The organism is Rhodococcus aetherivorans (genome assembly GCF_011058165.1).
Taxonomy (GTDB): domain Bacteria; phylum Actinomycetota; class Actinomycetes; order Mycobacteriales; family Mycobacteriaceae; genus Rhodococcus; species Rhodococcus aetherivorans.
The window spans coordinates 17,609-30,472 of record NZ_JAALEG010000077.1; the positions used below are offsets into that span (position 1 = coordinate 17,609).

Annotated in this window: 10 protein-coding genes; 3 read left to right on the forward strand and 7 right to left on the reverse strand. The window is 63.2% G+C overall.

The window, feature by feature from the left end; translation table 11 throughout:
• Window positions 1–132: 132 nt before the first annotated feature.
• The 6 genes from G6039_RS23480 to G6039_RS23505 all read right to left on the reverse strand — a co-directional run bounded on the left by G6039_RS23480 (window position 133) and on the right by G6039_RS23505 (window position 6,551).
• Window positions 133–918, reverse strand: a complete 786-nt coding sequence (locus G6039_RS23480) for a uracil-DNA glycosylase (RefSeq protein WP_152103831.1) — start codon at window positions 916–918, stop codon at window positions 133–135.
• Between the two features lie 89 nt (window positions 919–1,007).
• Window positions 1,008–2,309: a hypothetical protein gene (locus G6039_RS23485; protein ID WP_152103830.1), complete on the reverse strand. Its 1,302-nt coding sequence runs from the start codon at window positions 2,307–2,309 to the stop codon at window positions 1,008–1,010.
• 559 nt (window positions 2,310–2,868) lie between these two features.
• Entirely contained in the window at window positions 2,869–3,333 is a 465-nt protein-coding gene (locus G6039_RS23490) for a hypothetical protein (protein ID WP_043802129.1), read from the reverse strand.
• A gap of 258 nt (window positions 3,334–3,591) precedes the next feature.
• Window positions 3,592–5,076 (reverse strand): hypothetical protein, encoded by a 1,485-nt coding sequence (locus G6039_RS23495; protein ID WP_043802131.1) that lies wholly within the window; start codon window positions 5,074–5,076, stop codon window positions 3,592–3,594.
• Window positions 5,069–5,422, reverse strand: coding sequence for a helix-turn-helix domain-containing protein (locus G6039_RS23500; RefSeq protein WP_043802134.1), 354 nt, complete (start codon window positions 5,420–5,422; stop codon window positions 5,069–5,071). Before G6039_RS23500 ends, G6039_RS23495 begins: the two co-directional genes overlap by 8 nt.
• Window positions 5,415–6,551 (reverse strand): tyrosine-type recombinase/integrase, encoded by a 1,137-nt coding sequence (locus G6039_RS23505; RefSeq protein ID WP_043802136.1) that lies wholly within the window; start codon window positions 6,549–6,551, stop codon window positions 5,415–5,417. Before G6039_RS23505 ends, G6039_RS23500 begins: the two co-directional genes overlap by 8 nt.
• A gap of 658 nt (window positions 6,552–7,209) precedes the next feature.
• On the opposite strand from G6039_RS23505, the gene G6039_RS23510 reads away from it, so the two are divergent.
• Window positions 7,210–7,542: a histone-like nucleoid-structuring protein Lsr2 gene (locus G6039_RS23510; RefSeq protein ID WP_080688633.1), complete on the forward strand. Its 333-nt coding sequence runs from the start codon at window positions 7,210–7,212 to the stop codon at window positions 7,540–7,542.
• Window positions 7,543–7,674: 132 nt separating this feature from the next.
• On the opposite strand, the gene G6039_RS23515 is transcribed toward G6039_RS23510, so the two are convergent.
• Window positions 7,675–8,604 carry a hypothetical protein gene (locus G6039_RS23515; RefSeq protein WP_043802140.1) on the reverse strand — a complete coding sequence of 310 codons (930 nt, stop codon included), beginning with the start codon at window positions 8,602–8,604 and terminating at the stop codon, window positions 7,675–7,677.
• 718 nt (window positions 8,605–9,322) lie between these two features.
• On the opposite strand from G6039_RS23515, the gene G6039_RS23520 reads away from it, so the two are divergent.
• Both G6039_RS23520 and G6039_RS23525 read left to right on the forward strand, forming a co-directional pair.
• Window positions 9,323–10,012 (forward strand): DUF4352 domain-containing protein, encoded by a 690-nt coding sequence (locus G6039_RS23520; protein ID WP_051446171.1) that lies wholly within the window; start codon window positions 9,323–9,325, stop codon window positions 10,010–10,012.
• Window positions 10,013–10,188: 176 nt separating this feature from the next.
• Window positions 10,189–12,027: a GmrSD restriction endonuclease domain-containing protein gene (locus tag G6039_RS23525; protein WP_043802143.1), complete on the forward strand. Its 1,839-nt coding sequence runs from the start codon at window positions 10,189–10,191 to the stop codon at window positions 12,025–12,027.
• Window positions 12,028–12,864: the final 837 nt, after the last annotated feature.

The window sequence follows — 12,864 nt, forward strand, 5'->3', positions numbered from 1 at the left end:
GCAGCGGATGCCACCACTTTCCGAAAAATTCTGCTTCTTTCAAAACCACATACTCCTTGAGAGACACTGCTCCACCACTCTCCACCCGGTTAACTAGCAAGACTGGGCGAATTGAGGGAGGTCGAATCGGAATCAGAACGGGGGATCGCCCCAGGGGTCACTGAGCTGCTCATGGGATTCCAGCATCGACGGAGTGCTCCATGGATGGTCCGGATCCCAGGTAAGCCATGGGGCGCCGCTTGGTCCTCGCAGCACAGCCACTGCCTCTGCAAATGATTCATGGATCTCATGTGTAAAGCGTGCGATCTCTTCGGGAGTTCTGAACCTTGGATTTACTACCCTTGGACTCAGGTGCCAGGAATCGATGGCTCGGACTCGGTTTGTGTGAACCCGCCCCGGCAGAATGGCAGGCCCATATTTCGTGTCAACTGGTGTGTACTCCTCAAGTCTGCGCCACGCATTTCGAGCTACATGGCCATGCAACATGACGACCTTGAGATTCGGCAGCATCGTTAGGAACCTGGACAACGCTCGCGTCGCCGCGAGTTCTTCCTCAACACTTCTGTTCTTGCCCGTGTCAGGGCTGAGCCATGGGTATGCATTCCAGCTGACGACATCGCAGATATCAATCATGTACTCCGCCAAGAACGCCTTGTGACGGGCTGCGGTACGGTCATCATTATCTATGCACAACATCCCCGAGCCGCCGTTTGCCGGGACAGTCTTCGGTCCAGGCTCCTGAAACAGTGCGAGAAGCCGCGCGTTAACCCCACCGAACGTAGGCGCGACGTAGGGCACAAACCGATCCGGGTATTGAAGACGGAGCTTGTCAACGAACTCGTTTAAGTCGCCGACGTGCGCGTCACCTCGCCGGCGGAGCAGGTCGGCGACATATGGCTGATCTGCACCCCACTGCACTGAATGGTCCTCTCGTCAACTGTCCACAACCTATTCTCTCGCTCCTCGATGTATGCCATACTGCGACACGCCCCAACAAGAAGCTGGTTTTAATCTGTCTGGGAGTACCACTCTCGCAGGGACTCGATTGCAGACTTCATGACGGGGATGTATCCCTCGGCGGTCAACTCCCCATCCACATTGGTAGCTGATGCGCGCCAGGTATATCGGATTTGATTTACCCCGGTCTCAGTGAAAGGAAGCATCAGAACGACCACCGGATCCGACTCGTAGTACTTTCGCTGTTTACGCAACTCGTCCACACGAACGGTAAGAATCACGTCGTCTTCGTCGGCTTCCCACCATGAATCTAACGGGTTATAAGGAGGATTGTGGAACGAACTGCCGAATGGAAAAAGAATGTCTGGGGACTCAGGTACATGCAGGGGTTCCCAAATATCAGACAATTTCTCTTCTGTCGGATCAAGGCCACGGACGCCATAAAATACGAACTCGACTTCAAGATCCTTAAGGATCCTGCTGGTAGCGAGCGAGACGGCGATAGGTACCCCTGCGGCGGCGGCAATCTTCTCATCAAGAGAACCCATCTTTGCGCGAGTTTCAGCGGTCCAGAGCTCAATTTCGGAGTTCTGCTTGGGGCTGCGTGGACGACGGCCCATCGCACGCGCAATTGCTTCTTCAGCAGAATTCCTATTCTGAGCCCATTCCCGCTCCTTGTCGATGTCCTTCTTGATGAGAGTCTCGATAAGCTCAGGTACCTCCGGGGCGCGCCACACTAACTCTCCCTCAAGTGAAACTTCTAGGTCGAAGGCAGGTGCAGACTGAGCCGACGCAGGCGAGGAAGCACCGCGACTGCCCTTCAGCTTGCGGGCGTCCAGCCATAGAGCGCGCTCAACCGACTGGCTCAAGGACTCTACCGAGCTATACGAGCTGTACAATCCGCTCTCGTTAGCGTGGAAGGTCGCTCGGTATTCACCGAGTTCCGTCCAATCCTTCAATTTCCTGCTGTCTCTGAGAATTCCCGTCGGGACAGACTCGCCGTCCCAGAAGTAGACATGGACATTTCCCGTGTCACTTCGAGCTTCGGCCTCCTCCACCGTGCCCGAATAGTCATTCCGGGGTGTAGGAGTGCCGAGGCGGTACTTAAACAGCGCGATCACGACATCCGCCTTGTCCGTGATTTGTTCGTTGATGATCGTCTGGCCATCGACGCCTTTGCTCAAGACGGGAACAGTGTCGGTCAGATAGTGCTGCGGGATGAACACCACACGCTCGCCCTCGGCGTGGTCGCGGTTCCACTTGTTGATGGTCTCTTCGACCGCGCGGACCTCTTCGGTGGTGTCCCCCGGGCCCGAAATCATTACAATCGCAGCAAGTGCGTCGAATGTCATGAGTACAGTGAATCACCCCGGCGATCCAACTGCGCTACAGCACGAACTCGACCGCCGCTGACCTGAGCAAAGACACCCGCTTCCGCGACTGATCGACGATGTGCTGCAACGTGCATGGGGGCGATTCGCCCCGGCCCTCTTCGGGTTGTCTCGACTGCCGACGATTGCGGAGGACTCGTCGGCTCTGCTGGGCGAATTCTGACAGGACGTTCGTTTCGGGTCACTGGACGGCCAGGACTAGGATTCCTCTGTGGACGCAGCATCGAGCCGGGGAGCACCGGTATCGCTGGGACCCCGGGCGACCAGGATGGATATTTCTGCGCCGCGTCGCGCACTGTCGGGTACACGATCTACGTTCCCGCCAGCAACGAGGTGGGATTGGTTTAGTCGAAGCTGCGCAGCGGGATGAGGCGGTGGTCGCGATCGACCATGAGCAACGGCACGGGTCCATCCTTTCGGGTCACCGGTTCGGGTCGTCGCACTCCGGCACGTTCGGTTCACCGTACCGACCGGCGTGGTGCGCGGACCGGGTCGACCGGTTGAGGCAGATCGTCGCCGCTCAGATGGTGGGTTGGCGCCGTGGCGGAAGGGTGTCGGGGAACTCGTAGGAGCAGCCGATCTCCTCGAGCGACGGTCCGCCGGGAACGTCCCGGAACCACGACACGCACGTATCCGCTGCGAGTGCGATGTCGCGGGTGAACAGGTACCCGTCGGTGCAGTCGTCGAAAGGGTCGTCGAAAAACCACCGGTCACGTTCCAGGGCGTCGACCGCATGGGTGTCCAGCCGTAGCCGGTCGAGCACCGCCCGGGAGCGACGCACCATCAAAACCCCGTCGGCGAGCACGTGCAGCTGCGCGCACACCACCGGCTCGTCCACACTGCCGTGGTCGCCGTCGAAGTACGCGTAGTCACTCGGTCCCAGGTCGATGATCAGCCCCGCCGGTTGGCCGGTGAACGACTCGACGAGCCAGTCGATCATCCCGTCCCACGTGGTGATCTCCGGTAGGTCGGTACTGTCGGCCACGGACGATCTCCTTCGGGTGCGTACGGCAGGCGCAATAGTCACGCTTTCGCAGCTCACCGACAACGCCACCGCGCCCCGACACCGCCGACTAGTCCGTGCATGTGCGCTCGCCCTGCATCTCGTTCCCATGGGAATCCGGGCTGATTCCACACGAAAACCACTGTGGCGCAATCGGTCACAACTGGTAGCGGGACGTGTTGCAACGGGACGAGTTGCCGTTGGGGATCGAGCCCGTGGTCCGGGTGGCTCGAAGGGGCGCTAGGGCGAATCGATGGCCAGGTCGGTTTGAGCATCGTTGATGGCTGCGATGTATTCGGCGTAGCCGGCCGACGAGGCGGCAGCGTGCCGTTCGATTGTGGCCGGGTGATAGCCCAGGGTCTCGGCGATGATCGCCACGGGCGCGAGCTTGCTGAGGTGTTCGAGGGTACCGAGCCTGGCAGCACGTGCACTGAAGGTTCTTCCGAGTCGGTCTCGCGCCGCTGCGGGATCGAGGTGCCGGCCGGGGGTGTAACCACGAAATACCCAGTTGCTGCGGGGATGTGCGGCTGTCTGGTCATGACCGGGATTGACGGCGAGGTCACGCCACGGTTGGTCGAGTGGTTCGGGTAACGCGATCTCGAGGTCGGCGAGTCGAATGGTGACCTGATCGTCGGTGATGGTGACATCGTCCCAGCGGAGCCGGACGATGTTCTCGATCTGTTGAGCGAAGACGAGGACCAGGATGGCCAGAGCACGATCGCGAGAGGACAGTACGTCGGTGTGGACCGCGATCTGTAGTGCATGATCCTGTTCGGCGGCGCTGAGACGTCGACTGGTGCCGCGGCGGTGCTTGGGCACGGTCAACTCGGGTGCGACGAGTCGGCTCGCGGTGGCCCAGCCGAGGAATCGGTCGACGATCAGCCGGGTGGTGGGGCCGGTGGCGATCCAGTGGTCGAGATGGCCTTGCCGCAGGTCGCCGAGTTCGAGGCCTTCGGTACCGAGCCAGTTGACGAAGTCGATCGCGACGCTCACGGTCTGCTTGCTGCGCAGGAAGGTCCCGTGTGAGACCGTCTCGCTCTGGTTCATGCGGCGCAGCAGGTGCCAGCGGACGTAGCGGTCGATGATCTCGCGCATGGCCGGGTGGTGGACGCGGTCGAGGGCTTCGGTCGCCCACTGTCGGTAGCGGAGCCGGGTCTCGTCCCGCTGGAGAAGGACGCCGTGCTCGACGAGCAGTGCCCGCACGTAGTCGCGTGTGCGTGAGGCGGGGAGCGCATCGAGGCTGTCGTGGGTGATCGTCGGCGCGCTCGACAGATCCGCGAGGAAGGCGGTGACGTGGCGTTGCCGGATCCAGGTGATCCCGCTGTTGGGTCGAGCCATGACCTTCAACGCCGCTGCGACCGGCACCAGCTCCGCGGCGATCGTTCCGGATTGTGGGTCGGTGAGCAGGTGGTCGACCAGGACGGCGAGCTCACATCGTTGACAGCGGCCGCCGCGGTAGAGCTCGTCCTCGGCGCCACAGATCCGGCAGTCGAGGTTGAGGGCGATCCCGGAGCACCGGCGACACGCCGGGCGGCCGTCGAGAACACCCGGAAGCACCCCGGTGTGGCCGCATCCGCAGGTGCCGCGGGTGCGTTTGGCCTGCTGATAGCAGTAGGTGCAGACCGGGCCGTCGGGCCATTTCGCGGCGATCGGGTAATGCCCGCCGCACCGGGTGCACGGGATCGGCCACACGTCGGGATCGCTGGGTTTGCGTGGTCTAACCATCGCCGTCCGGGGCGATCACGCGGATGCGCCGGGCGATCCTCGACTCCGGTGTGACACCGAGGCTTTCGGGTCGCCGGGGGGCGTCGGCGGTCTTCGCGGCCCGCATCTCGACGAACGGTTCGAACAGATCGTTCGGTGTGCAGTCGAGAATGTCGCACAAGGCGGCGAAGGTGCGGGCCGGGATCCGTTCCGGGGTCGAGGTCACCAACCGATGCACCTGCGCGTTGGACAGGTTGATGCCCCGTGATTTGAGCAGCGGAATCAGCTCGGTGGTCTTCCACAGATTGCGTTGGGCCATGAGCTGACGCAGATTCCACTTGTAGCCGATACGGCGCTGCTCACTCACGATCTGCGCTCCTCTCGTGCGCCTCGGCGCCCCGCAGTCGGGCGGCGATGATCCTCTGCACCGTCTTGTGTTTGAAGTCGGTCGAGACCGAGGTGTACAGGGCGGTGGTCGACGAGTACCCGTGGCCGACCTGCTGCTGCACGAACAACGGGTCGTAGCCGGCCTCGATCAGGTGCGTGACGTAGGAATGACGCAACGCGTGCAAGGTGAGCTCGCCGGGCAGGCCGGCACGCTCGCGGGCGCGGGAGAACGCCCGATCGAAGTTGCGCACCCCCGACCCGTCGGCGCGTTCGGACGGCCACAGCAGCTGCGAGCGATCCGCGGTGGGAAACCGCTCCCGACCCTCGGGCGAGAGCCAGAATTCGAGCAACGGCACCACCCACTCGAACTCGGGCACCGTCAACACGGTGCGCCGGCGTGGACCGGAGCCACCGGTGCCCTTGGCCCACCGCACCTGCACGGCACCGAACCGGCGGTAGTGCGCCACGTGCGGGTTGGGTCCGAAATCGACGTACTCGAGCATCGCCAACTCGCGACGGCGGAGCCCGTAGGCGTAGGCCACCTTGAACGCGATCGAGTCCCGCAGTGCCGGCAACCACCGTTTCGATCTCTTGGCGAACTCCGCATCGACGAAGTCGTCCACCACATCGAACAACCGCTGCAGCTCCGTTCGGGTGAGGCTGCGGCGGCCGGGGGTGATCGCATCGTCGGTCGCGTGCCGGGGTGCATTCCACTCGAACACCACCTGCGCCGGGACCTGCCCGAATGTCACCTCACAGAACGGGATCCAGCCGTAGCGAGGCTCGGTCACATAGCAACAGAACGCCCGGATCGCCCCGGCGTTCGACCGCAACGTCGACAACGCCAGCCTCCGGTGGCCACTGCGCCGGTCGGCCATGAACTCGTCGAAATGGTGCGGGGACCACGTCCAGGGATATTCGTTCGCATGCTGCTGGAAACGTCCTACCAACCGGCACGACGCCTCGATGTGCGCCACCGTCAACCCACGGGCCAGCTGCTGCGCTCGCCACCCGCCCAGCATCGCCTCGAAGACACGATCCTCGGCGCGCAGCAAACCGACGCCCTGATCGCTCAAGAAGGCGGGAATTCTCCCCGGGACCACGTCCACGCACCGGGACTCTACGCGAGAATCTCTCGTCAAATGAGAGAAACGGCGACGGACCTGCACCCCCCGCTCCGGCCGCGGTCCTGGAACGACGAGAACGTCCCACCCGGAACCAGCCTTCACCTGCCTGAACGAACGTCGTGGCACGGTGTGACGAGTACTTGCATCTGTTTGAACTGGTCCTACTTAAAACGCCGATAACCGATCTTATGTCAACTTCGTGCCGATACTGCAGTGCTCCTGCATATTTCACGCCAGATCGCGCCGGAGCGGCGGGTTTCGTGATTGTTCAGGAGCCTACGCGCTCCATTGCTGGAAATGCCGACCACCGACGACATGTCCTTCGGTCACCGCGCCGGTGTCACGCCAGTCGTGTTCCGACCGCTTCCCGCCCCCCTGTAACAGGTTAGCCGAACCGCCCGGGTGGCGATCTTCATGTCCCGTTCGGGGCGGTCGACGTCGAACACGACCCTCTCGACAAGGGACCACACGGGTCGGATGAGTGCAGTGGTGCCTGATCTCTTGAACTGCCACTCGAGCGTGGTCAAGATCTGCGCCGGTTCGTGAGCGCAAATCTCTTGGTGATACAGACGGTATGTATCCCCTGGGGTTCGATACACTACTTCCAGTCCGTTTTATGTCGCCGAAGTCGAGGTCGCACATGGCACGCAAAACAATCGTCGAGACGTTCGACGACATCGATGGAACTGCTCTCGAGGTCGACGGCGAGACGATCAGTTTCGCTCTTGACGGAGTCGAATACACGATCGATCTGAGTAAGAAGAACGCCAGAGATTTCCGTAAGAAGATCAACTACTACGTTGAACATGCCACTCGCGTCGGAGGGCGCAAACGACGAGGCGCGGTCCGACAAGCCTCGGGTTCACCGAGCTCCAAAGAGATCCGGGAATGGGCCATTACGGCCGGTTACGAGGTGCCTGCCCGCGGGCGCCTGCCCCAGTCACTCGTTGAGCAGTACACGACCGCCCACTGAAATCTCGTCTCCCCCGGCAGCACGAGCGGACACGAAGAACGCGGCCCGGTAGATCACGTCGCGGCCCACCTCGGTGTCGTCCCGGTGGTTCGGGCGGCCGATCGGCGTGTCGGTCTCGGCGGTGTCCTGCCGTCAGGACGGGGCGACCTCGGGACAGGGCCACTGCGCGTCCCAGTTCGCGGCAGGAGTATCGGCCAGTCCCTCCCGCCTGGTCACGCTGATCCGTGAAGACTCGTCCACGGCGACGATCAACACGTACCCGTACTGGGCCGTCCACCGGGCCGGGACCAACACCCAATACTCCGGGCGGGCGAACAGAGCCCGGAGGCACTCGTAGCGATAGGCGAAGCGTTGTCCGGGTGCGGCACCGAGCCCGCTCTCGCGCACCAAGTTCACGGGGGCGAACAGGCGGTCGGCGGTGTCGAGCACCACCACGGTCTCCTTGTCCCACAGGTCGGCTGCGGTGTTCTGCGCCTGGGCTCGCCCGTACTCGGTGGCGAAGATGTTCGTCAGCCAGAACAGCGCCAACACGACCGCCGCCCCCGCAAACAGCCAGGTGGCTCGCTCGGCCGAGGACGCCGACTGCGGGGTCGTGACCTGCCGCAGCGCCGCCAGGATCCCGGTGCCGGCCACGATCAGCACCGCGCCGAGGCCTAGGAACACCGGAACCAGCGCCGGGTTACGGAGCACCGAGAACCGTGGCACGACCACCGCGAGCACCGCCAGCGTGGTCAGCAGTGCTCCCACCGCACTCGTCACCCACCCGGTGCGGCGCGCAAGACCGGAGCGTCGGCCGCGCCGAAGGACCCGCAGCCCGTACGCCCGGGTCCAGAACACCACACAGCCCGCCGCGAGCAGCATCACCAGGGCGGGATACAGCACACTGACGCTGCGCAGCACATAGTCGGCCGTGGAGAACCCGAACGCGTCGGTATCGATCCCGAAATGGGCAAAGTAGGCGCGGGCGGAGACGTAGCCGAAGTAGTAGCACAGCCCGGTCAGCACGGTGGTGGGCGCCACCACCCCGGCGATCACCCCGATCCACTTGTCTACCGTGAACACCGCCGCAGACGTCTCCGGCTCCCTATTCATAGGGCGCCGGCGCATTCTCCGCCGGGAGTTCCCCGGTCGTCACGTGCCCCGATGGGAAGCCGCCTCCCGGCAGCGATGTCGGGGGAAGCAACGTCGGCACGGATGGTCTGGTTGTCGTGGTCGAGGGGGGTGCTTCGGTTGTGGTGGGAGCTGGCGTAGTGGTGACCTTCGTCGGCTGAGGGCCGATACTCGGCGTGGGTACCACGTAGGGCGGCGGCGACCACGCCGTCGGCTCGATCGTCGCGGACCCAGACCCGACTGATGTAGCCGGTGTGGACCCTGTCCGCGGTGGTGAAGCAGGTGGGGTGCTTGGTGACGTTCGGTCGCACCCTGACATAAGGACGGTACACAGCGTCAGGATCAGCACACCCGCCGCGACGGTCGTGTGCCGAGCAAGCGATGTAGTGCCGTAAGCCGTCGAGCGCATCTCGGCCTCCCGCTGACGATGCGACGATCTTCCAATTTTCGCACCCCGGAAGGAATCGTGGTCAATGCATTCCCGAGACTTGTTGCCTTCGGCCCTCGAACTGCTGCACAACCGAAATCTCGGCACCGACAATTACGGATATGACGCATCACCGGAGTTAGTGAATCTGCTCAGTTGAGACCGGTAACAACGGCACCCCGCCGTTCGATATGTGAGCTGAGTCACTCAGTGGCGGCAAGCGTCCCTTACCGAGGGATCCCCATGTCGGATAAGCCGTCTTCTCCAGACCCCGAACGTCGCGGAAATCCGGAATACGGGCCACCGGGTGGCAGCTACCCGCCCGGAGGGGGCTACCCGCCCGGATCGTATCCGCCGGGCTACTACCAACAGCCTCCGCCGAAGAAGCGCAAACTATGGCCCTGGATACTGCTCGGTATCGTCGTCCTCTTCTTCGGCGGGTGTGTCGCACTCATCGCTGGCAGCACCGGGGATGACGAGGTTACCGTCACGCCGGGAAACGGCAACAGCGCTCAGGCAGACGAGAGTGGGCTCACCTTTCAAGGCAGGCAGGACGGGGACACGGCCGCCAATGCCGGCGATGCCGTCACCCTCGACGAGGTCACCATCACCACCACACCGCTGTTCGAGGTGAACGAACCCTTCAACGCGGTGCTGTGTACGACGGTCACCATCAACAATGGTGGTGACGATCCCGCCGACTTCGCCGATTTCGACTGGAAGTTGCAGGATCCGGCCGGAGCCATTCGCGACACCTGGATCACGGGGCGACCGAATCTCCTCGGTTACGGCGATGTCGCGCCGGGTGGGACTGCCACCGGTGAGGTCTGTTTCGACAATCGTGCCGGTTCGCCCCCCGGGCAGTACGTCGTTCTCTACGACCCGTCCTTCGATTTCTCCTCCGATCGGATCGGCTGGATCAACCAGCGCTAGGTACCTCCATCGACCCGGTGTCGAACGCCCCGACGCTCGACGCACCGGACCTGCCCAGGCGCAGGATTTGCCCTAACGCACTCCGAGCAACCGTGGCCGGGCACGGCACACCCGCCTTACATATGACGTGGTGTCGATACGACCCCGGCGACGGAACCCGAACGAAGGGATAACGGATGGGCTTCCTGACCCCGATGTACGAGCTGAGCAAGTACCTGGAATGGACCAGGTCGGGTGAGGTCCAGCTTCCCGATTTCCAGCGCGGCTACAAATGGGAGGACGAGCGTATCCGCCAACTGCTGGTGACCGTGCTGCGACGTCATCCCCTCGGGGTGGTGATGCTGCTCAAGACCGGAAACACCCAGGTCCGCTTCAAGCCGCGCCCGATCGAAGGAACACACTTCGCGCCCGGCACTGCAGCGAAATTCCTTTTGCTGGACGGTCAGCAGCGCCTCACGTCGCTGACCCAGGCGTTGAGCGGGAACGGCATCGTCACCACGAAGGACAGCCGCGGCAAGTTGCTGGTTCGGCGGTACCTGGTCCACATGGAGACCGCCCTGAGCGATCCGAACCGGGTGGACGAGGCCGTGATCTCGATCCCCGGCGACGGGGTTGTTCGCACGAACTTCGGCAAGGACATCCTGCTCGACCTGTCCGACGAGGACAAGGAACGCGAACACGGTTACTTCCCGCTGCGCCTGCTATACGGCGACTACGTGACCTGGATTTTCGGTCTGTCCGACGCCAGCCTCGGTAAACGATTCCACGAACAGTTCATCAAGCCGGCTGCCACCTACGACATTCCCGCCATAGTCCTCGACGAGGACACCGACAAAGCCGCCGTGGCGACGGTGTTCGAGAAGGTGAACATCGGCGGACTCCCACTCAATGTGTTCGAGCTGCTCACTGCGATGTTCGCCGGCGACGCCGACTACTACCACCGCACGGGAGAGGACTTCCGCCTCAACGACGACTGGAAAGAAACGCAGCTCAAATGGGCCGCTCATCCCACCCTCGCCGCAGTGGAGAACACCGATTTCCTCCAAGCAGTCACCATGCTGACCACCCTCAAACGCAACCAGGCCGACACCTCCGACCGGCCTCCGGCAGTGTCCGCCAAGCGTGAGGATGTCCTGAAGCTGACGTTGGACGACTACCTGGAGTGGCGCGATCCGCTACGCGAAGCGTTCATCTGGACGGCCACCTTCCTCGCCGACCGCCACATCTTCGCCCCACGCGACGTCCCCTACCCGAAACAACTGGTGCCGTTGGCTGCCATCAGGGTCCTGCTCGGCTCGGATGCCGACCTGATCGCCGTCAGCGAGAGGTTGGCACGGTGGTACTGGTGCGGTGTACTCGGCGAACTCTACGGCTCGGCGATCGAGACCCGGTTCGCCCGGGACATCGAATCCACACCGGGATGGGCCGTCGGCACGACCTCGGCGATTCCGCGCACGATCCAGGATGCCTCGTTCACCGAATCACGGCTGCACTCGCTGCGGACCCGCAACGCCGCGGCCTACAAGGGGATCGCCGCGTTGATCCTGGCGCACGGTGCCCGGGACTGGATGGAGGACAAGGCGCTGGACAAGGTGCAGTATGTCAATCTCGCCGTGGACATCCATCACGTCTTCCCGCAGAAGTGGTGCAACGACCAGGGTGTCGACGACGAACGACGCGAAAGCATCGTCAACAAGACGACGATCAGTGCCCGTACCAACAGGACCATCGGCGGGGCCGCTCCCTCGGCGTATCTGGGCGTGATCGAGAAGCACGCCCAGATCGGCTCCGACCGCCTGAATCAATTGCTCAGCACCCATCTGATCCCGGCGCACCTGCTGCGCGCCGATGACTTCGACGGCTTCTTCCAGCAGCGTCGGGAATGGCTGTGCCAACTCGTCGAGGACGCGATCGGCAAGCCGATCCAGCGCGACATCGACGAAGGCCACGCCGAGGAGGACTCCAGCCAGTTCGCACCCGAAGAACTGATCGAGGAGCCATCCCAAACCGGGTAGGGCTCTCTCGCGACAGCGGGCAGACGAGGAGGGGAGATACAGGCCGCGAACGCTGACGATGCGCCCCGACGTCACCGCTGATCCGATCCCCGACACGATCGATTTCTCAGGGAGCCGCGGCTGCAGGAGCGTGATCATAAAGAGCCACAGGGAGAAGTCCGCAACTTCCACGATCAGGACTTGAAACTGCAATACCCCGCCGGAGAACACCGGTGCCAGCTACACAGGCAGTGAGGGTCAACCCCACTATGGCAAAGGGCAAATACGTATTAGCTCGTGCGGATCGTTCCGGAACGAGGAAGTGGTCGGCGATGAAGCGCTGGATGGGTTACCTGTTTATAAACGCGGTCACGATTGCTCTCTTAGCTGCGTGCAGACATCCGGGTCCGCCGCTTCTTCTGCGACACCATCGACTGCGCCACAAAGACCTTCGCCGAGCAGCTTTCGGGATTGACCCTGCCGTGGAGCCGACGTACTCCCGCAGCGGCTGCCATGATCGCGGCAATCGGCCTGGCGGTGGCCGGGCGTGCCGGTGCCCGACTCGCGGACCGGCTCGGCGTCGCCGTCGGCCGCGACACCGTGTTGCGAGCCGTGCGGGCGATTCCCGACCGGTCGGTCGAGAAGGTCCCCCGTCCTGGGCATCGACGACTTCGCGCTCCGCCGGGGCCACGTCTACGGCACGGTCGTCCTCGACATGACCACCCGTACCCGGCTCTTCGCAGTTGGTAGGGGCGTGATGTTGTCCGACCCCGTGCCGTGTCGGTGATTGAAAAAGGGCCCGCGCCCTTGTGAGCTGGGTGTTCTTCAGGCAACCAGACCAGCAAGGAACGCGGGCAT